This is a genomic window from Candidatus Bathyarchaeota archaeon, from assembly GCA_026014685.1.
GTDB lineage: Archaea > Thermoproteota > Bathyarchaeia > Bathyarchaeales > Bathycorpusculaceae > Bathycorpusculum.
The window spans coordinates 201,197-220,301 of the sequence record JAOZHW010000007.1 but is presented as its reverse complement, the minus strand read 5'-3'; the positions used below and the strand labels follow the sequence as shown (position 1 = coordinate 220,301).

The following is a 19,105-nucleotide window of genomic DNA, read 5'->3' as shown; positions in this document are numbered from 1 at the left end:
GAAGGGCCTCTTTGTTCTTTAAATAAGGGAGGGGAGGAGGCAGCAGAGCAGTAGGCGTTCTTACGAGCTTTTTTCTGATTTAACAAACCTGCAACCCAACCTCAACGCAACATCTCATTCTATAAACTAAAGGCTGAATTACGGTTTTTTCTCTGTTTTAAACTTCCACCATAACCCAACGGTTTGCCGAAACATGTTCCAAGCGTCTTTTGCTAAGTTGACTTTGGTGTCTTTGCCGCTATGCCACTCCACCGCAAACTCCTTAATTCGCAAACCATGACGATAGCCTCTGACCATGACTTCTGTGTCCCAGAACCAATGCGTCGCCTCCACCTCACCGAGCAAACCCAAAAGCGCTTCCCGCCTAAACGCTTTGAATCCGCATTGATGGTCACGCAACTTAGAGCCCAACATGCGTCTGACGAGCCAATTGTAAGTTTTAGAGCTAAACCCCCTGCTAAACGTGCGTTCGGCTTTGCTCTCTTCAAGCATCCTTGAACCCGTGGCGAAATCGTAACCCCCAACGCTGATGGCTTCAACGAGGGGTTTTAGGTGTTTGAGGTCGGTGGCTAAGTCGAGGTCCATGTAAACCAAAACTTGTCCGCGGCTCTGGCAGAAAGCGTTGTTGAGTGCAGTTCCCCGCCCTAACCTTTTTTCTCGGTGAATATGTACCACGCATGGGTATTGTTGAGCAAGTTGCTGGGCGCGTTGGGCGGTGCCGTCTGTGCTGCCGTCTTCGGCTATGATTATTTCGTAGGAATCCACGAATTGGTTTAGGGTTTGGATGGTTTTTTCTACGGCTGGTGTGAGGTAGTTGACTTCGTTGTAGGCGGGCAACACCACTGAAACCTGTACTGTTTCGTTCAGTTTTGGTGTGGTCATGGCGCAAAGAACCAGCTTTTGAACCACTTTAAGTTATGAATATAATCCGTCGATGCGGGTGCGCCTGAAATCACAGGGTAAAACGCCAAGAACAAGGCGACTGTGGCTGCAAAGAGAATTATTGTTGCTACTTTTCCCAGAGGTTTATGCCAGTATTTGTTGATGAAGTAGGTTGTGGCGAAACAGATGAGGGGCACGCTTAGGTAGTAGTGGTAGATGTAGGTGGCTCTGCCCACAAAAACGTAGGTTAACCACGAGAACAAGAACACGACAACGATGTAGATTGCCGTGACATCCCAACCTTTTCCCCTGACGGTTACTGGTTCTTGTTCCTCTGCCGCAGATTTGGATAAGCGTCTTTTGAGAACCGTGAACGCTTCTTCCACGTGGAACGCTTTGAACGCCAAAATCAGCATAGCCGCAAAGCCGACCCACCAAACTGCGGGGTTCCCAAACACTGTAATCGTCGAAACCGTGCTGTTAGGTAAGTAGGTTATGTCAAACCATCTGGGTACTGTTGTGCCGTCCAAGCGGAACATGAATGGCCAAGACCACCATGGAGCCGCAGCGGAGTCGGTTACGGTGCCTGAGTGGAAGCTGAACATGGCGTTTTGCAGTTCAAGGATGGTCATCGGGGAGTTTCCCATGAGCATTTCGGGGATGTAGGTGGCAAAGTAGATGGCGGCAACCACGCCGATGCAGCCCAATAGTAGCAGGAAGGGGTGGGCAAAGAAAGCTACGTATTTGTCGCTTAAGCTGCCTTTGAGTCGCAAAACTTCTCTGAGCCTGACTGCAACGAGTAGCGCCAGTAACCCTGCTGTGCCCCAGAGAATGAACCACTTCGTCGAGAAACCCAACGCAAAGAAAACCACCGCCAACAGAAGCGGCAAAACCGAAGTTTCTTTCCAGCCTTTCTTGAGGACATTGGTGAAGTAGACTAAAAAGAACAGTTGAGAAAGCAACGAAAAGAACACGACGTAGGTGTCTACGGTGCCGATTCTTGCCATGGTGAAATGCATGAAATCAAACGTGAACAGAAACGCAGCGGAAAATCCGCCTATCCATGTCCCAAATAGCTTCTTGCCCAAGAGGTACATCAAGGGAACCATCAGAGTTCCAAAGATGACGCCCATTATGCGCCAGCCAAACGGCGTCTCACCAAAAGCCACGATGCCTAAAGACTGGATTAGCTTGCCCAGCGGTGGATGTGTGCGCTCTAAGGGAAAGACATGGTTCACGTAGTCTTCTGCTGCCCTTGCAAAGTAGACTTCGTCAAAGTACATTTTAGACATGTAGGTGGGTGGAATCTCAAGGGAGGATTGCTCGTCAACTAAATTGTTGATGGTTGCGTCTGTTCCGTTTAACCCTGAAACAGAAACAATTGGCACCTGTTGATTGTTTGGGTCGCTGAGTCCAATCTCTGTTATCTGGATGTATGGCGAGGGGTCCTTGTCGGTGGGGTTAGTTACGCCCCAATTCGAAAAGTTCGGGCGAGAATCAAAAGTAACCGCTACTATGTCAAACCGCAAGTACCGTGTGTTGCTGTTTACTGGTAGGGTTTTTTGGACTTGGTAGTCTGTGGCGCGGTCTTGGAGGCTAAAGTTGCCCAACGAGTTCCACGCGTCGGGGTCGCCTGAGAAGACCTGTGCTGAGGCGTTGCCCATTTTCACCCAAAGGATAACGTTTTGCACTTGCTGAACGGAGCCTAAATCAACATAGAAACTTGCTTGCTGTGTGGTTTCCCAATCCGTGGTCGGTGAGTCGATTCTGCCCACGTTCCATGAGGCTATACCGAAGAACAGTACCGACAAAAGCACCATTGTTAGGATGTCTGCTTTTGTTATTTTTAGCTCAAAGTTCACTTTGCGATTCCCCTTTTGGCTCTTTTTGGTTCAGTGGCTCCGTTGGCTTAGCTTGGAGCGATGATTGCGCCCTAAGTTCACTGTACATTAGCATTACGCCATAAAGGAACAGCACTAAATTAATAACGCTTACCGCCAAAACCACAGGGTCCCCCGTCAAATTAGGCGAAGCGTTCGGATAGGACACGTTAAGCCAGTAGAGGATGTAGGCTTGGTTCGCCAGAACAGTTCCAGTTAACGCTGCATAGATAACCCTTGATTTCTTGTAGAGCAGAAAACTCAGTGCCAAAACCGCCAGCACAGGGAATAGGTAACGTTCGTGGATGCGGGTGGGTAACATGAAAAATGCAAAGAACAACATTGACGCAGTGAAGAAAACAAGTCCCTCGCCTGATACTTTGAACCGTTTATACGTTACAAACAGGAATAACGTAGCAAAAAATCCGAACATAACCCAGCCCAAAACAAAGAGGCCGCCGCTGTCGGGCATCCACATGCCGAACATGCCCCAGATGTTAAAGGCGTTGATTGAAGTGTACTGGTAGCCGCTGTACGCTCCGAAGTAGATGTCTGTGAGGAAAGTGATGGGGTTGCTCCACTGGAAGGGTAAAATCAGCAAGAACACGGTTGCTGTAAAGGCAGCTACAGATGTGAGAAGTCGCTTGACGCCATCCTTCATGAAAATAACCAACACAACCAGCGGAAGTAAAGCGATACCTTGCGGTTTAGTCAACAACGCTACCGCAAAGGTTACTGCGGATAATTCCGGTTTCCTTTTGAGCGCCAACATGAGCGATAACACCAAGAAGAAGGTGTAGATGGCGTCGAATTGTCCCCACCATGCAACGTTAAAGATTACTGCGGGGTTGAATGCATAGAGGGATGTGGCTATGAGGGTTTGTTTGTGGCTGAATTGTTTGCGCAGAAACATGTAGATTAGGACGACTGTGGCGAGGTCAAACAGGGTGGGTGCTAATTTGACGATGTTGACGGCGTTTATGCCGAGGGTTGTGGCGGCGTTGGCTATGTTGCCGAAGAACCAGAAGAGGTAAATGTTAACCGGCGGGTAATCACACCACGTGTTTTGATAGAAATCTCTTATGCCGCCTGTGGCTGCCGTATTGAACCACGAAAGAAAGTCGTTGGTGTCAATGGGGTAACCTTGCTGGGGGTACAGCAGAACTCTAACTGCGAAGGCACCCAGAAGCAACACCGCTAAAGTTGCGACTTCGCGTTTCTCAAACGAGAACCTAACCATGTTCCCCTCTCGGTGAAAGACTATCTCGCATACAAGGCATAAGAAGTTTTTTCCAAACCTGCCCCAACAATGGGAATAAGGTTAACCAATTTTATACAATTTTATACAAACGCTACCTACTGAGATTAACCGCTTAAGACATCGAGTTTTGAATGTTAATTCATTCTTCTGCGGCGAAAGCAGACTCTGCTTTTTGGGGGAACAGGAACTTCCCCGCGAATATAAGCCACACCACATCGACCACCATGCAAACTGCAGCAGGCAGAGCCCCTTGAGGTCCCAAGAGCATCAATGCCAACGACGCCGCCATGCCTGTATTCTTGTAGGTGCTGAAGAGAACCTTGGAAACGGCACTGGACTGTTTTATGCCGCGTTTACGAAGAAGACGATCAGAAGCTATGCCGACGCCGAAGATTCTTATGACCGCAAACACCGCTAAAGTCGCCACGACGGTTCCCGCGGAGAATAGCAGACTTCGGTTTTCGCCCATTACTGCGATTACGAGAATGAAGAAGCAGCTGTGGATGAGTATGTTGCGGGTTTTGGGAGAGGTTAGGTAGCGTTTAACTATTCTTGAAAGGAACAGAGGCAATACTATTTGGAGACACAGATAGTACAGCAAAGTTAACATGCTTACCGCGGTGCCCAAGAATACGAAAGTAATCAGTGGCGTAACCACCAACGCGGCAAGGTACATTGCAATCGTCGAGACAGCTGACGACTCCGTTTCTCCACCCCACAGACAAGTGAAAGATATCACTGACACCGCAGACGGCACCGCAGCCAACAGTATCCAGCCTGCTCTCAGGTCACCGCTAAAGAAGTATGCTACAACTAAAGTGACGCCGGTCAAGAGCACAAAAGACAGACCAAAAGCGTTTCTAACCTCTTTAATGTAGGAGCGGAGTTTGAGGCTTCTGAGCTGTATGGAGGAAAGCGCAAGAGTCATCATCAGTATCAACGACATCATGGCTATGTCCCCGTTTGAAACCAAAAACCCCTCTGGAAAACCTCCGACACCCAAAACCAAAACAAGAGCAGACAACATCATCAACGAACTACTGCTCAGAAGACTAACCACAACACCAGAAAGCCGACTAACGAAGCTACTAAAGGTCATTGAGTCGAAATCATACGGCAGTTTATTATCTATTTTGGTACAACCAACCAAAACCGCAATTTAGCTTAACCAAAAATGAACAGAAGTGGAGCCTTCGGCGGGATTTGGACCCGCGACCATTACCTTACCAAGGTAACGCCCCACCGGGCTAGGCTACGAAGGCAAATTTTTGTTCTTCCTCCAAAACAAATACGATAGTAAATAAAGAGCTTGCGGTCAAAGCGTTCATTTTAAACAGGGAAAACAGGAAAGAGCGCAGGGTGTTGGGTTGGGTACAGGAAAGCTTAATTAATTTTAGCATTCAAGTCAACTATGGCAGCCAAAAGGCAGCCAAAAGGTGACTTAATGCTACATGTGCCAACAGGGTTTTCTATACTTGACGAAACCTTAGAGAGCGGCATAATCGCTCCCTCATGCATCTGTATAAGCGGCAAATTCACCCCAAACCAACGTAACTTTATACTTCAATTAACAAACAATTTCCTAAAAAACGGCCTCAAAGGCCTATACATCTGTCTAGACCGCCCAGCAGCAGAAATCAAACGGCATTTCAAACAAATCAAACTAGACATAACAGCCTACGACAAAAGCTACAGCCTCTTCTTCATAGACTTCTTCTCCTACAGCCAAAAAGCCTTAATCGAAACCGCCGAGCTAAGAACCCTCGAATACAACCCTCACATGCTCCTAGAAACCATCAGCCCATTTCTTGACTGGATAAAAAACGGCTTCATAATAATCGACTCCCTTTCCACACTTACCTTAAACATGGATACAAAAGAAGCCTACGACTTCATAAGAGGAATAAAACTGCTAGGCAGAGCCTTCAACCTCATAATCATCGGCATCACCCATGCGCCAGTAGCCGACTTGGATCTCATTGTCTCAAACTCTGACGGAAACTTGCTCTTCAAAGGAGAGACCCTGATTGTTGACCGCTTTGAACATGTAAACCATCAAGAATTTCTGCTTTCAACCGACCAAGACGGCAAAGTCGCCTTAAAATCACCTACTGAAACAGAAAACGAACAAACACTCCTATCAATATTAGCAGACTTCCAGGAACTAAAAATCACACCCACACTAAAGTTGACCACTTCAGCCGAGATAGATGGCTCAATTGACGAGGTCGCAGAAAAATTAACGCTTCTGGAAGACAAAAAAACAGTAAAAAAGACTCCATACTGCTCCACGATAAAATGCGCAACATGCAACGGCCAATCATTCGAGTTCTATTTACAGTGCCCCCAATGCGAAAGTCGTCTGCTTAACAGAGGCGAAATAATCGAGCATTTCAGTTGCGGCTACGTAGATTTCGATACAAACTTTAAACGAGACGACAAGTTGGTCTGCTTGAAATGCAACAAAGACCTAAAGCAGATAGGCGTTGACTACCGAAGGGTGGGCGTAGGGTACAGTTGTGCTAATAGACACCTGTTTTCAACTCCACGAATAGTTTTTGTGTGTTCAAAATGCAAAGAACAGTTTGACTTCAGTGAAGCTAAACTTGAAAAACAATACATCTATGAATTAACCGAGAAAGGCAAACATCAACTCTCGCAGGATAGGTATGACCAGAATGTTTTAAGTGTATGAGCAGATTTACCATTCTGTTTTTTTCTTGAAAAGCCAATCAAAATACGCCTTCAACCGAATGACAGCATAGTATGGCCTGTAAATTAAAACCATTACAGGTATGAGCAACATGTGCCTTAAGTCACGTAACCTCCGCGAATGACCCACCGCAAAAACCACAACAAACATTTCCATCACTAAATATATAATCAAACTCAAAAACAAAACATACACTAAACTAGCGCTAAACATATACGCTAAACTCACAAACCAAACAGCTCTTAGCACAAGCAAAATCACATCCATAAACAACATATCCCAAGTCGAAACCACCGACCTCAAATCAAACCCTCTCCGCCGAAGGACGTTTCGGTGCTTCCAAAGAGTCTCCGCTTCACCTCTTGTCCAACGGATCCTCTGCTTTCTCCAACTTTTCCAAGTAAACGGAGAAAGAGTCCACGCGACAGCTTTGTTGGCGTACACGATTTTTTTACCAAGTTTCCTAAGCTTTATCGTTAAATCAAAATCTTCAGTAATCGTGTCCTTATCATACTGCCCCAAGTTTTTCATTTCTCTGCCGCGAAACGCACCGAACGCACCTGAAATTATCATAATCGTCCCCATAACTGAGTTGAATGGGCGACCCACCTCAAAAGCCAAAAAATACTCGTATTCTTGGAGGCGAACCAGCAGGTTTTTGGAGCCGTTTTCGCCACTAAGGATGCCTACTTTTCCCGACGCAGCAACCACATCAGGATCACTTAGGGGTTGCACGATTTCTTTTAAGGCGTTTTTTTCAATTAAGGTGTCTGCATCTACGGTGACAAGCACCTCTCCAGAGGCAAAAAGTATACCGTAGTTTAAGGCACCTGCTTTGCTGCCGCTTGAGTAGTCGCGGTGAACAAGTTTTATTCGACCGTCGGAGGCAAAAAAATTCGCCCGTTGATACGTGTTGTCTTTGGAACCGTCATCTACAACGATGATCTCCTTGTAATCGTAGTCCGCGTTTAGTGCAGACTCTATTGATTTTGCAATCGCGTTTTCTTCGTTGTATGCGGGAATTATGACTGAAATTTTTGGGTTAAAGGCGGGAGGGGGTTTTTTGGGTTTGAGTTTGGTGTGGAGGCTGTGGGCTAAGAGGAAAAGGGGTTTTCCGATTGAGCGGGTCAGGTCAACTGCGATGAATAGCCAAAAAATTAGAATAAGATCCCAGATAGTTAAGTTGCCCAGCCAACATGTGAAGCCTTCCCAGAAAGGTGTCAGAAAGGTCAACGTATGTCTGCCACAAGTGACTATTACTTTAGTTGAAAAATAAAAGCTATTCCCAGCGCGCACCCTCAAAGCGACATATTGGGCTCAGTTATTTTCTTGTGAGATTAAATAAATATTAGGCAGGACGTTATTTTTCTTTGACCACACGTCTGCAGGGGTCTCCAAGCCAGGTCAACGGAGTAAGGCTTAGGACCTTATCGCGTAGGCGTTCGTGGGTTCGAATCCCACCCCCTGCACCAGTATGTTAAAACATAGGAGTTTATTTTAGCGATTTAGCTTCTTTTAATCAAAAAAATCAGGCCTCCAGCATAACATAATAAAGCAAAATGCACCAGTCACGTGATTCAGCGAAAATATTTAGCCAAGGTGGTAAATATCTGTATGTGGAAGCTTCAAAAGAATGAAAAAGAAAATCGTAGCCATTTTGGTTGCCGCGAGTTTTACTTTCATCGTTTTGCTTTGGGCACCATGGATCACTCACGACTACGCCATCGACAGGGTTGTGGAAAAACTTGGTGGACCAGATACTCGTTTCACTTATCTGGGTGATGACATGGCTGTAAAAGACATTCCGAAACAAGTCAGCTGGGTTCCTTTCGGTAGGTTTGTGGCGTTCCCAGGGGAAGCAGGGTGGACAGTTAGTTTCTTTGGCAATGTCGGTTAAATGGTAATTGAATCCACAATTCAGCTTAAGATTCTGTGGGTAGTTCTGGTAAAGGAAGGAAAAGGTGGAAGGAAGCTGCGAAGAAACATAGGCTGGCGATATCGCCCGCTGACTGAGGGTTCGAATCCCACCCCCTGACCACAATCTGACTCTATCGCATTTGTTTTGCCTGTGATTTTAAAGCTAAAAAGTGAAGGCAGAAAGACACTACTCTTGCTCCAATGCTTAAACGACTAAAGTTCTTAAGTAGAAATGTAGACTTAAACGACCCTGAGAAAGTCAAGGAATTCATAGCTTCTCAAAAATATGCCGATGGCTACAAAGACAACCAGATTGATGCTTATAGTCACTTTTGCAAACACTACGCTATACAATGGACTAAACCCATTTACATTAGAGAGGAAAGGATAACAAAAGTTCCAAGAGAGGAAGATATTAACAAAATAATTAGTATTAGAATTTTCAAGTAAATTATATAACCTTTCAGACTGCTAACTTTGATTATGGCTAGATTGGGTAAGTATCTCACAATATGTTTAGTTGTTTTGTTAATAGTAACCTCTACTGCACAATTAACCGTTAAAGCCCAAACCAGAAATATCATTGTACCAGATGATTATTCCGACATCCAGACAGCGATAAACCATGCAAACGATGGCGATACAGTTGTCGTGAGAGCAGGAACTTACAAGTATACTGAGCAAAACTCCATAATAGCACGTCCCCATTCAGGAACTCCTAATTATGGAGTTATAGTTAACAAATCAATTTCTTTGGTTGGTGAAAATAGAAATACTGTTCTTTCAATGGACTGGTCTCAAGGAGTTTCCGTAGCAGTTTGTATAGAAGCTGATAATGTTACTTTTTCTGGGTTTACAATCAAAAGTTTTTTCGGTTCAACTATTTACTCACAAATTGGCAGCGTTGGAATTCTTGGTTCTAACTGCAAGATTATAAACAATACTTTCCAAACCTACCTCTCAGGAATCGGAAATAATCAAAATATATCTTCTAACACCTTTGAGGGTTCATTGAGTATACAGTTTTCAAATAGTGTGGTTGAAAATAATATATTAACTAATAGTTATGTGGGTTTGCATGTTTCTAAAAGTTCTAACGTTACCATAATAAGAAACAACATTTTCAATAACAGTATTGGAATCAACCTTTCTGATTTTTATCATGATGTTGTTAACAACATCACCATTTCTTACAACAACATAACGGATAATTCAAGATACGGTATCGAATTTGAGGGAGCGGTAAGCAACTCATGTATTTATTCTAATTATATTACACGAAACGGAATTGGAATATATTTAAACAATTTCGCTCTCCAAAAATACCCTCCCATCAGCAATGGAACTAAAATATTCTATAACAACATAATTGATAACACAAAAAACGCTTATGTGGAAACAGAATATCCCTACAACCTAACTCTAGATAAAATAGAAAGACGATATGTCATCGGCAATGTAACAGATGTTGTTTCTTGGGATAATGGTGTTGTCGGTAACTATTGGGACGATTACAATGGTAACGGTTCTTACGTTATTGATGAGAAAAACGTTGACCACTACCCATTAACTCAACAGGTTGATACTAACGCCATAGCTCCGACTCCGATGCCTTTCCCAACAAGTGGTGTAGTTTTGGATTTAGAAATCATAACCATTGCCTTAGTAATTTTAGCGATTGTAGTTTTCTCAGTATTGCTTTATAGAAGGCATCGAAAAACTGCTAACTTGAAGCAATAACCTTTTCCCACGTTCGGGAAATAACCGCCATTGGTTAAATCCCCCCTTGCACCATATTTTTAGAAAAATATTATTAATACCTACAACAGTTAAGGAAAATACAAGGGCACTCTGATGTATGAAAAAATCTTAGTACCAGTAGACGGCTCTGAACATTCTAAACGCGCATTGAACGAAGCCATAAAAGTCGCTAAAATGACTGGCGGAACAATAACCTTGTTGCATGTACAACCAAAAAGGGCACCCCTAATTCCTCCAGCTAAGCCACAAGACAAAGAAGCATCACAAAGTGCTGCTCAAAGCATCTTGGTTGACGGAAAAAGAATCGTTGAAGCTGAAGGTGTTTCTGTTCAGACCTTGCTGTTGGAAGGCAACGTGGTTGATCAGATTGTTAAGACGGCTAAAGAGGGGCAGTTCGGTTTGGTTGTGGTTGGCGCTAGAGGGTTGAGTAAGTTAGAGGAGATCATGATGGGCAGCGTCAGTCATGGCGTGGCAGAGAATGCGCCCTGCCCAGTTATTGTGACTCGTTAGAAAAGCAAGTCAGTATATCCTTGAACTTTCCGAAGTTTGCTTGTCGGGGTTGAAAGCTCCGTTTATGTGAGCTCAACTTAAATTGCTAACTTGAAAGTCTCGATAACCGCTTGCATAACCAGAAAACCAACAAAAACCCCTAGCAACAACGCACCGTTTTTTCTATCTAATACACCGTCTCTTGAAACCCAATACACTATCAACGCTGAAACCGCCATCACAACTCCTGTTGCGAGTGGTGGCAGGGGGAATGTGGGTTTGATGGGTTGGATGAGTGCTATTATGCCGATGGTTAGCATGGAGTCTGCGAGGACGTTTCCTAAGATGTTGCCTAAGCCGAGTCCGCAGTGTTTTTTGTTGCAGGCTCGAAGGGCAAAAACCAGTTCAGGCAAACAAGTCCCAACCGCCACTACGACTCCGACTACAAACAAGGGCAACCCCAAAAGCAAACTTACTTCTTGGGCGTTGTTGGTGACAAGGGTTGCGCCAGCAAATAGTATCGCTAAACTGACCAGTAGAATCGCGAATTCAAAGATGAACCGCAGTTTCGCTCTTTTGCCCTGAGTTGCTTCACCGTCTCTTTTGTTTCGAAGCAGCACCGCCACATAAACAGCAAACGCAGCAATCAAAATGACGCCGTCTAGGCGCGAGATTTCCAAATCAAAAAACAGCACCACTGGGAGTATAACCGCCAAAAAAGACATGCGTATGTTTTTTATCATCGCAGAGTCCAACGTTAGCTTCCCAGAGTACAGGACGACTACGCCAACTATGAGGGTCAGGTCGATTACGTTTGAGCCTATGATAACACCGTAGCCAAGCGAGGATGAACCTGAAAGCGCCGCCACTACGCCTATGGTTAGTTCAGGTAAGATGGCGATGACGCCTGCTAAAACGAAGCTTGTTGTGAATTCAGACAGGCGGAAAAATCTGGCTAGGTTCAGCAAGCGTTTGATGGCTTCGTCTGCACAGAGCACCACAACAGTTAAGCCTGCTGCGATAAGCAAAATTGGGATAAGAACCATGATTATTAGGCGGATGCAGTCTGATTTATTCCTTTATGTAACTTTAGGTTTGTTTGCACCTAAAAAAGCGGCGTTTTGATACATCAACAGCGCCTGTTTTATATGTGGCTTTTGGGAAAACAACTAAATACTTGAAGACTTCAATCAATAAGCTATGACCTACGTAAAGAAAAGTAACTTCAAACGCAACATAGCGCTCCTAACAATACTCATTCTGGCAGTTATCGGTGGATTTGTAGCCTTTGCTTTCCTAAGTGTTAAACCCGTCGAAGTCGGCGTAAAAGTAGGCGACACTTTCACTTACCAATTAGAAGGCGTATCAACCTTGACCGCTGCAAACGCCACTGAAACCCCAGGATTCTACCAATACAACCAAACCGAATACTACAAAGTCACAATCACCGGCGTAAACGGCACTAAGGTGTCTTTGGAGGCAGTTTGGAAATTTAAAAACGGCACAGAAGTACCATACCCGCAAACCATAGACATAGCTACTGGTGATAAAACCGATGAAAACGGTTTCTGGGCCATCTACCCCGCGAAACTAGAAAAAACTGACTTGCTTCGCCCTAAAGGATATGACGGCTACACAGTCAACAACACCGACACGAAAACCTACTCCAGCGGTGTTAGATCCAGATGTTACTGGTTCATTAACAACCAGTTCTTCGACTACACAGACCCAACACAGAACACTTTAATGTATGATTATCGGCAGATATTCTTTGACAAAGAAACTGGGATGATGACTTCTTTCACTTGGTATCAGTTCTTTAACAACCCTGAGATGCAGCAAGTCGTCACATGGAAACTAGTAGACACGTCAGTTTGGCAGGTCTAAACAACCTTTAACCAATTCTTTTCTCCCAACTAACCTGTTCTATTTTTTGTGTTGCTTAGCTTTTATCAACGCCAATTTTCCGCCTGCAAGCACCTGCTCTTTCTCGATTGCGCTTAGGTTTAGGTTCACGTTGATTTTTGTGCCCTTAGTTTTGTTGGTGACGACCAGGTGCTCTTTTAAGCCTTCAACCGCGAGTTCCAATTCGTCACCCATCTCTATAGAATCATAGTCTTTTTTGTCTGCGAATGTCAAGGGGAGTATGCCGAAGTTGACGAGGTTAGCCATGTGGATGCGGGCAAAAGATTTTGCGATGATGGCTTTTACGCCGAGGTACTTGGGGGCGAGTGCTGCATGTTCGCGGCTGCTGCCTTGGCCGTAGTTTTCGCCTCCGACTATGAATCCGCCGCCTTTCTGGAGTGCTCGGGAGGCGAAGGTTTTGTCTACGTGGCAGAAGGTGTAGGTGCTGATTTGGGGGATGTTGCTGCGTAGTGACATGATTTCTGAGCCGCCGGGGATGATGTCGTCGGTTGTGATGTTGTCGCCTGTTTTCAGCAGAACTTCTCCGCATAATTTAGCTGGCAACGGCGGAAAGTCTGGTAGCGGCTTAATGTTTGGTCCCATAACCACTTTGGCTGTTGCGCAGCCGCTGGGTTGCAGAAACATGGCGTCGCTTAAGAGGAACTTTTCAGGCATTTTGATTTCAGGGAATTTTCCGAGTTTGCGGGGATCCGTGATTTTACCTGTTAGGGCCGCGGCCACTGCGGTTTCAGGGCTGACAAGGTAAACTTTCGCGTCCTGTGTTCCGCTGCGACCTTTAAAGTTGCGGTTAAAAGTGCGCAGAGAAACGGCTTCTGTAGGCGGGGCTTGACCGATGCCGATGCAGGGTCCGCATGCATTTTCGAGGATTCTTGCGCCTGATTGGATGAAAGGTTCCAGTTCGCCTGCCGCGGCGAGGTTTTCCATGACTTGACGGGAGCCTGCGGAGACTGTTAAGCTGGTGTTTTCGTGAACCTTCTTGCCCCGAAGTAGGGCGGAGACGATTTTGAGGTCGCGCAGCGAGGAGTTGGTGCAGCTACCGATGCAGACTTGGTCAACTGGGCTGCCTTCGACTTCGCTGACTTTTTTAACGTTGTCAGGGCTATGTGGCAGGGCAATCAGCGGCTCAAGTTTGGAAAGGTCAATTTCGATGTTCTCATCGTATTTTGCGCCTTCATCTGCTTTGAGTTCAACCCACATTTCCTCTCGTCCCTGTGCGGCAAGGAACGCTCGGGTGACTTCGTCAGAGGGAAAAATCGAGGTGGTGGCTCCTGTTTCGGCTCCCATGTTGGTGATGGTGCCGCGTTCGGGGACGCTGAGGGTTTCTACGCCTGGACCGTAGTATTCGAGGATTTTGTTTACCCCGCCTTTGACGGTTAGGATTTTGAGGACTTGGAGGATAACGTCTTTGGCTGAGACGAAGGGTTGAAGTTTACCTGTGAGTTTTACGCCGACGATTTTAGGCATTTCCAAATAGAAGGGTTCTCCCGCCATTGCTGCGGCGACGTCTAAGCCACCTGCGCCGATGGCTATCATGCCTGCGCCGCCCGCGGTGGGGGTGTGGCTGTCGCTACCCAAAAGCGTGTAGCCAGGTCTGGCGAAGCGCTCCAAGAAGAGCTGGTGGCAGATGCCGTTACCGGGTCGGCTAAAGATTATGCCGTATTTGGATGCGACGCCTTGGAGGTAGCGGTGGTCGTCAGCGTTGCGGAAGTCGTTTTGGAGCATGTTGTGGTCGACGAAGCTGACGCTGAGAAAAGTTTTGACTTTGGGAACGCCCATGGCTTCGAACTCGAGGTATGCCATCGTGCCTGTAGAGTCCTGAGTGAGAGTGTGGTCGATTTTTATGGCGATTTCTTCGCCTGCTACCATTTTGCCTTCAACTAGGTGTTTGGTTATGATTTTTTCAGCTAAGGTTTTCGGCATAATCTTTCCCTACAGTAATCTTGGTTTAATGAGCGTGTATTATTGTTATTATTCCTTTTTGCGCTGAGAAATTAAGCTTATCTTAGATTTCTGCAGAATCCCCCGCATTTCGCAGCCAACACCATCCATCTTGGAACCACTCGACAGTCCATCTACATGAAAGCGTCCTCAAACCCCTCAAAATAATCTTTATTGAAATACCCAAAGAAAACTGGGCAACAGGCCTTGGTCATACGAGTGTTACAGCCCAAAAAGCAACTGCGCCCCACTGCCGTTTGCAGTGTCCCATAAACCGCTATACATATAGAGAGAAAACAGAAATAGGATAAAAGCAACAATAAGACAGGAAGGCGTCGTGTTGTCGTTTAAAATTAAAATGCAGGAAGCCGCAAAAAGCAAAAAATCCCCCCTCATCTTAGCGTTGGATTTCCCCTTTCAACCAGCCGAAAACCGCAACAACATACTCATTAAAGCGCAGAAAATCCTCGAAGTCGTCCACCCCTACATCGCCGCCGTAAAAATCAACCATCACCTCACGTTGCCGTTGGGTATCTTTGACGGCGTCGCGGATCTTGTAGAGCAGATACGTGGGCAGGGTTTGCTAGCGATTATGGATGCCAAAGTCAACGACATAGGCAACACCAACCAAACCATAGCTGAATACTACTATGCAGCAGGATTCGACGCCATCATCGCGAATCCGTTTGTGGGTTGGGAAGAAGGCTTAAAACCACTTTTTGACGTTTCCAAACGCCTCAATCGTGGAGTCATCTTGCTTACCTACATGAGCCATAAAGGTGCCTCTGAAGGATACGGACAAACCATCGTGGACATCTACACGGGTGTTCAGACGCCGCAGTATGTCGCGTTTGCCAACAAAGCTTTAGAGTGGGGTGCAGACGGCGTGGTTGTAGGCGCAACAGTGCCTGACAAAATAGCAGAAGTCAAAGGTATCTTAGGCAACAAAGTTGACGTCTACTCGCCTGGTGTAGGGGCACAGGGCGGCGCTGCAGCAACAGCGATGCGTGCGGGCGCCAACTACTTGATTGTCGGCAGAGAAATAACGATGTCAAGTAACCCTGCGGAAGCTGCACAGACGATTCTGTATTCGACAAAAAATTTGTAAGCGGTTTATCTTCCGCGTTTGTTCTCCCAAAGTTCTTTCTTTAGCAAATCCCGAACAGCGCTGCGGATGACGCTGCTTCTGCTTGGGTACATGTTGGCTCGAACTAATTCGTCTAAGCCTTCTAGGTAGGCTTCTGGTAAAAGAACCGTTACTAACTTCATTGCTGTATTCTCTCCCTGTAACTATGTTAGCCATATAACATGTGGCAAATATAAGAGTTAGCCCATCTCTGATTGCTGCTAATGTTTATCATAGTAATTTGAGAAACTCCTTTCTCGTCAAACCAGCCTGCTGGAGAATCGCCAGAAGAGTTCCCTTCTGGATAACCTCATGTCGTGGGACAGTAATCTTATGAACACCATCAGTCAGGAAAATATGGCTTCCACGCTGATGAACAATTTTAAAACCTGCCTTGTTTAAGGCTTTGAGGAGTTTGCGGTAAGAAATGGCTGGAAGCTTTTCAGACAGAGACTTCCACCAGCTCCTTTTTTCCGCTAAGCTGGTCTATTTCTTCAGGGAAAGCTTCAATGTAACCTTCAATGGCTTCCTTGATGTTTGATATAACTTCTTTCCTGGTTTTTCCTTGACTAATACAGCCAGGTAGCTCAACAACTTGGGCTGAATAACCTTCAGCTTCTTCTCTTAGAATGACTGTGAATTTCCTATCGTTAACTTCAACCATCAAAGAGCACCAAACATCAATAGACCACCTCGAAGTTAATATAAACTTTGCCAGAAGACATGATAAACAAGCTTCAACTGAGCTTCCTCAAATTATCTAAGGTTCCCAAATAAATTCCATCCAAAAGATAAAGCTCAGAATTATCGACATCTACTGCCTCCGACCGCAGCACGGGTCCAATGAGGGCTTCGGCGTCGATTTCACGTTTGGGTTTGGATTCGTTTATGGGTCTGCCACCGAGGAAGTCGTTGAAGCTGGGCATAATGTAGAGTTCCGACGCCCTGAGTTTGATGCCGAAGTTTTTCTGAAGGGTCTCCTCAACTGACCCAACGCTTTTGATGTTGCTCTTTTGCAGTAGCGTTTTCGCCAAGGCTTCGCTGTCCAAGTTTGCCCTCATCCACACCTGTCGCGTCATCTTGCAACCAGTTGGGTCACGGAAAACCACCACAGGATGCAAATGCCCCATAACAAGGGTTTTACAGCCCAAAACCGCGGGAGACGGCCACTTATGCCCATGAAAAACCCCCACATCCCCAATCACTACTCCAGTGGCAGGCAGAAGTTTTACGTTTTCTGGGAGAAGTGGCTCAAGGTTGGCGTCGTGGTTGCCCCGCACGATTGCGATGTCGCCGACGTGTGACTGGATTTTTTTGAAGAAATCCGGGATGTCACGCCACTCGCCCATTTCGCTTGAAACCACCGTGTACTTAACGTCGCCTAAAACTACCAATGCATCTGGCTTATACTCGGCTAGGATGGCTGTTAACTTGTTTAGCAGCTTGATTGTTTGGCTCGGTACATGGATGCCTTTTTCTTGTAGCTCCATTTCCCAGCCGATGTGGGGGTCAGCGATGAGGAGCGTGCTGTTTTTTTCCGATTTAACCAGCGCGGCGGGGTGAGGCAAAAGCAAATTAAACATCAGATTGAACCAAGCTTAGGATTTGTTTATGAATCTCCATGTTTGCTGAAGCAACAAAATTCAACGTCTGCTTGGGATCGAGGGGTACGTTTATGGGTTTGTTGTTTGCGTCGGTGACTATTGCGCCTGCCTCTTTGGCGATGAGGAATGCTGCGGCGACGTCTGTTGTTCGGATTTTGTTGCGTATATCGATGAAGCCATCTGTAAGGCCTGCTGCGACATGGCACACTTCGAGGGCGTTGGCGCCGAAGTGACGAGTGTGCTTGATGTTTTCGATTAAAGCGGCTGCACAGGTCATGTTTAGTTTGGCTTTGTAGGCGTTTAGGTCTAAACCGATGACCGCTTCATCCAAGCTTGCGGTTTTCGAGGCGTGTAGTCGTTCACCGTTTCGGTACGCACCTTTTCCTTCGAGGCCAATGAAGACTTCATCATGAGCCAAATCCGCAACCATCCCCGCATAAACCGCACCCAGCTCAGGTTGGCTTGAAACCGCTATGGATGAGGCATAGAAGGGCAGCCCATGGATGAGGTTGGTGGTTCCATCAATGGGATCCACGCACAGGTAGCAGCCGTTTGGTGAGTTGCCATATTCTTTGACGCCTGACTCTTCACTAATTAAAGTAAACGAGATGTTGTGACGCTTGAGGGTTTCAACGATGGCGGTTTCAGCGGCTAAATCTACGGGTTTCATCAGGTCGCCTCCTGCGCCCATGCCCAAGTTCGGTTGAGGCTCGCGGAGGGTTTTGAAGAGCGGTTTTATGGCTGTTTGGATGTTGGTTTTGCATTCGGTTAGGATTTGTTGCCAGTCAAGTTGGGTTTTCATTGCTTAACCTTCACCGTATTATTGGCGGTCAAGTTGATAAAGAATAATCTCTATCCCGCAAGTCTCCAATTAGCTCAATAGAAACACTCACAGCAATCCAGCTATAGAAGCAACTTTAGTTCTTTAAATAAGGGAGGGGGGTCTGCTGTGAGAGGTCGCGTGGTTCCAGCTATTTGCGGATACGGATTCGTATGCGACTTTAAATAAGGGGCGTCTATTAACCGCTGAGCATTTGACCGCTAACGTTATACATTGATTGAAGCTAACTATCGGTGGCGATAAACGTTGAATCCCAGCGAGTTAAAATTAGTCTCCAAAACTCAAATTTCTCTACTTGCAAAAAACCTCACCGCAGCCGACATAGGCTTTTTGGTTGAAACCCTTGCGGAGAAGGACGATAAACTGCGTTACAACGCATTTTTGCTTCTCCAAGCGCACTCCAAAATCGCCGCGTCAGTTTACCCGCACTGGAATGTGTTGGAAAAGAAGCTGGATAGTGACAACTCTTATCAACGCAGCCTCGGTGTGATGTTGCTTGCCGAAAACGTTCGCTGGGACATAGACGACAGGTTCAATGATGTGCTTGGCAAGTTTTGGGTTTGCTGCAACGACGAGAAATTCATAACTGCCCGCCAAACCATCCAAGCACTCGCCACAGTCATGCAATCCACTGACAAGTACAACGGCGCGATTAAGCAGGGTTTGCTTAAGCTCAAATTTGACATGTACAAGGAGAACCAGCAGAGTCTTCTTAAACGCGACGTAGAGAAAACACTCAAATTGGTGGACAAACGGTAAACCCGATA

Annotated in this window: 19 protein-coding genes and 2 tRNA genes; 8 read left to right on the top strand and 13 right to left on the bottom strand. The window is 46.0% G+C overall.

Annotation, left to right across the window (positions count from 1 at the left end; translation table 11 throughout):
- Positions 1–138: 138 nt before the first annotated feature.
- The 5 genes from NWE96_05435 to NWE96_05415 form a co-directional block, all read right to left on the bottom strand.
- Positions 139–882 (bottom strand): glycosyltransferase family 2 protein, encoded by a 744-nt coding sequence (locus NWE96_05435; protein MCW3983419.1) that lies wholly within the window; start codon positions 880–882, stop codon positions 139–141.
- A complete protein-coding gene (locus NWE96_05430; GenBank protein ID MCW3983418.1) occupies positions 879–2,744 on the bottom strand; it encodes a phospholipid carrier-dependent glycosyltransferase in 1,866 nt (621 codons plus the stop codon). The genes NWE96_05435 and NWE96_05430 overlap by 4 nt, the downstream gene beginning before the upstream one ends.
- A complete protein-coding gene (locus tag NWE96_05425) occupies positions 2,734–4,002 on the bottom strand; it encodes a glycosyltransferase family 39 protein (protein MCW3983417.1) in 1,269 nt (422 codons plus the stop codon). Before NWE96_05425 ends, NWE96_05430 begins: the two co-directional genes overlap by 11 nt.
- A gap of 160 nt (positions 4,003–4,162) precedes the next feature.
- Entirely contained in the window at positions 4,163–5,053 is an 891-nt protein-coding gene (locus NWE96_05420) for a hypothetical protein (protein MCW3983416.1), read from the bottom strand.
- Positions 5,054–5,208: 155 nt separating this feature from the next.
- Positions 5,209–5,285, bottom strand: a tRNA-Thr gene (locus tag NWE96_05415).
- Between the two features lie 182 nt (positions 5,286–5,467).
- Here NWE96_05415 and NWE96_05410 point away from each other — a divergent pair.
- Positions 5,468–6,718 carry a hypothetical protein gene (locus tag NWE96_05410; GenBank protein MCW3983415.1) on the top strand — a complete coding sequence of 417 codons (1,251 nt, stop codon included), beginning with the start codon at positions 5,468–5,470 and terminating at the stop codon, positions 6,716–6,718.
- A gap of 6 nt (positions 6,719–6,724) precedes the next feature.
- On the opposite strand, the gene NWE96_05405 is transcribed toward NWE96_05410, so the two are convergent.
- The gene (locus NWE96_05405) at positions 6,725–7,969 is read right to left on the bottom strand and encodes a glycosyltransferase (protein MCW3983414.1); all 1,245 of its coding nucleotides are present in this window, start codon (positions 7,967–7,969) and stop codon (positions 6,725–6,727) included.
- Positions 7,970–8,120: 151 nt separating this feature from the next.
- Here NWE96_05405 and NWE96_05400 point away from each other — a divergent pair.
- From NWE96_05400 to NWE96_05385, 4 genes are all read left to right on the top strand, one after another.
- Positions 8,121–8,208 (top strand) — tRNA-Leu (locus tag NWE96_05400).
- Between the two features lie 161 nt (positions 8,209–8,369).
- The gene (locus tag NWE96_05395) at positions 8,370–8,633 is read left to right on the top strand and encodes a hypothetical protein (protein MCW3983413.1); all 264 of its coding nucleotides are present in this window, start codon (positions 8,370–8,372) and stop codon (positions 8,631–8,633) included.
- A gap of 503 nt (positions 8,634–9,136) precedes the next feature.
- Positions 9,137–10,393, top strand: a complete 1,257-nt coding sequence (locus NWE96_05390; GenBank protein MCW3983412.1) for a right-handed parallel beta-helix repeat-containing protein — start codon at positions 9,137–9,139, stop codon at positions 10,391–10,393.
- A gap of 114 nt (positions 10,394–10,507) precedes the next feature.
- On the top strand, positions 10,508–10,924 hold the full coding sequence (locus NWE96_05385) for a universal stress protein (GenBank protein MCW3983411.1): 417 nt from the start codon (positions 10,508–10,510) through the stop codon (positions 10,922–10,924).
- A 77-nt stretch (positions 10,925–11,001) separates the two neighbouring features.
- Here NWE96_05385 and NWE96_05380 read toward each other — a convergent pair whose 3' ends face one another.
- On the bottom strand, positions 11,002–11,949 hold the full coding sequence (locus tag NWE96_05380) for a sodium:calcium antiporter (protein MCW3983410.1): 948 nt from the start codon (positions 11,947–11,949) through the stop codon (positions 11,002–11,004).
- A gap of 154 nt (positions 11,950–12,103) precedes the next feature.
- Here NWE96_05380 and NWE96_05375 point away from each other — a divergent pair, with 154 nt between their 5' ends.
- Positions 12,104–12,790, top strand: a complete 687-nt coding sequence (locus NWE96_05375) for a hypothetical protein (protein MCW3983409.1) — start codon at positions 12,104–12,106, stop codon at positions 12,788–12,790.
- 39 nt (positions 12,791–12,829) lie between these two features.
- Here the strand turns inward: NWE96_05375 and NWE96_05370 are convergent, their stop codons facing one another.
- Positions 12,830–14,749, bottom strand: a complete 1,920-nt coding sequence (locus NWE96_05370) for an aconitate hydratase (GenBank protein ID MCW3983408.1) — start codon at positions 14,747–14,749, stop codon at positions 12,830–12,832.
- Positions 14,750–15,107: 358 nt separating this feature from the next.
- Here NWE96_05370 and NWE96_05365 point away from each other — a divergent pair, with 358 nt between their 5' ends.
- Positions 15,108–15,875, top strand: coding sequence for an orotidine 5'-phosphate decarboxylase (locus NWE96_05365; GenBank protein ID MCW3983407.1), 768 nt, complete (start codon positions 15,108–15,110; stop codon positions 15,873–15,875).
- Positions 15,876–15,880: 5 nt separating this feature from the next.
- On the opposite strand, the gene NWE96_05360 is transcribed toward NWE96_05365, so the two are convergent.
- The 5 genes from NWE96_05360 to NWE96_05340 all read right to left on the bottom strand — a co-directional run bounded on the left by NWE96_05360 (position 15,881) and on the right by NWE96_05340 (position 18,299).
- A complete protein-coding gene (locus NWE96_05360; GenBank protein ID MCW3983406.1) occupies positions 15,881–16,036 on the bottom strand; it encodes a ribbon-helix-helix domain-containing protein in 156 nt (51 codons plus the stop codon).
- A gap of 88 nt (positions 16,037–16,124) precedes the next feature.
- Entirely contained in the window at positions 16,125–16,322 is a 198-nt protein-coding gene (locus NWE96_05355) for a type II toxin-antitoxin system HicA family toxin (protein ID MCW3983405.1), read from the bottom strand.
- A gap of 13 nt (positions 16,323–16,335) precedes the next feature.
- The gene (locus NWE96_05350) at positions 16,336–16,557 is read right to left on the bottom strand and encodes a type II toxin-antitoxin system HicB family antitoxin (GenBank protein MCW3983404.1); all 222 of its coding nucleotides are present in this window, start codon (positions 16,555–16,557) and stop codon (positions 16,336–16,338) included.
- 73 nt (positions 16,558–16,630) lie between these two features.
- The gene (locus tag NWE96_05345; GenBank protein ID MCW3983403.1) at positions 16,631–17,476 is read right to left on the bottom strand and encodes a metallophosphoesterase; all 846 of its coding nucleotides are present in this window, start codon (positions 17,474–17,476) and stop codon (positions 16,631–16,633) included.
- Positions 17,469–18,299 (bottom strand): D-fructose 1,6-bisphosphatase, encoded by an 831-nt coding sequence (locus NWE96_05340; GenBank protein ID MCW3983402.1) that lies wholly within the window; start codon positions 18,297–18,299, stop codon positions 17,469–17,471. The genes NWE96_05345 and NWE96_05340 overlap by 8 nt, the downstream gene beginning before the upstream one ends.
- Positions 18,300–18,584: 285 nt before the next feature.
- Between NWE96_05340 and NWE96_05335 the strand changes: the two genes are divergently transcribed.
- Positions 18,585–19,097 carry a hypothetical protein gene (locus tag NWE96_05335; GenBank protein ID MCW3983401.1) on the top strand — a complete coding sequence of 171 codons (513 nt, stop codon included), beginning with the start codon at positions 18,585–18,587 and terminating at the stop codon, positions 19,095–19,097.
- Positions 19,098–19,105 lie beyond the last annotated feature (8 nt).

Excerpts from the sequence above, each read along its gene's own strand:
- NWE96_05435 (MCW3983419.1), bottom strand. The coding sequence starts at position 882 with ATGACCACACCAAAACTGAACGAAACAGTACAGGTTTCAGTGGTGTTG.
- NWE96_05425 (MCW3983417.1), bottom strand. The coding sequence starts at position 4,002 with ATGGTTAGGTTCTCGTTTGAGAAACGCGAAGTCGCAACTTTAGCGGTG.
- NWE96_05420 (MCW3983416.1), bottom strand. The coding sequence starts at position 5,053 with ATGATGTTGTCTGCTCTTGTTTTGGTTTTGGGTGTCGGAGGTTTTCCA.
- NWE96_05410 (MCW3983415.1), top strand. The coding sequence starts at position 5,468 with ATGCTACATGTGCCAACAGGGTTTTCTATACTTGACGAAACCTTAGAG.
- NWE96_05395 (MCW3983413.1), top strand. The coding sequence starts at position 8,370 with ATGAAAAAGAAAATCGTAGCCATTTTGGTTGCCGCGAGTTTTACTTTC.
- NWE96_05390 (MCW3983412.1), top strand. The coding sequence starts at position 9,137 with ATGGCTAGATTGGGTAAGTATCTCACAATATGTTTAGTTGTTTTGTTA.
- NWE96_05385 (MCW3983411.1), top strand. The coding sequence starts at position 10,508 with ATGTATGAAAAAATCTTAGTACCAGTAGACGGCTCTGAACATTCTAAA.
- NWE96_05380 (MCW3983410.1), bottom strand. The coding sequence starts at position 11,949 with ATGGTTCTTATCCCAATTTTGCTTATCGCAGCAGGCTTAACTGTTGTG.
- NWE96_05375 (MCW3983409.1), top strand. The coding sequence starts at position 12,104 with ATGACCTACGTAAAGAAAAGTAACTTCAAACGCAACATAGCGCTCCTA.
- NWE96_05370 (MCW3983408.1), bottom strand. The coding sequence starts at position 14,749 with ATGCCGAAAACCTTAGCTGAAAAAATCATAACCAAACACCTAGTTGAA.
- NWE96_05360 (MCW3983406.1), bottom strand. The coding sequence starts at position 16,036 with ATGAAGTTAGTAACGGTTCTTTTACCAGAAGCCTACCTAGAAGGCTTA.
- NWE96_05350 (MCW3983404.1), bottom strand. The coding sequence starts at position 16,557 with ATGGTTGAAGTTAACGATAGGAAATTCACAGTCATTCTAAGAGAAGAA.
- NWE96_05345 (MCW3983403.1), bottom strand. The coding sequence starts at position 17,476 with ATGTTTAATTTGCTTTTGCCTCACCCCGCCGCGCTGGTTAAATCGGAA.
- NWE96_05340 (MCW3983402.1), bottom strand. The coding sequence starts at position 18,299 with ATGAAAACCCAACTTGACTGGCAACAAATCCTAACCGAATGCAAAACC.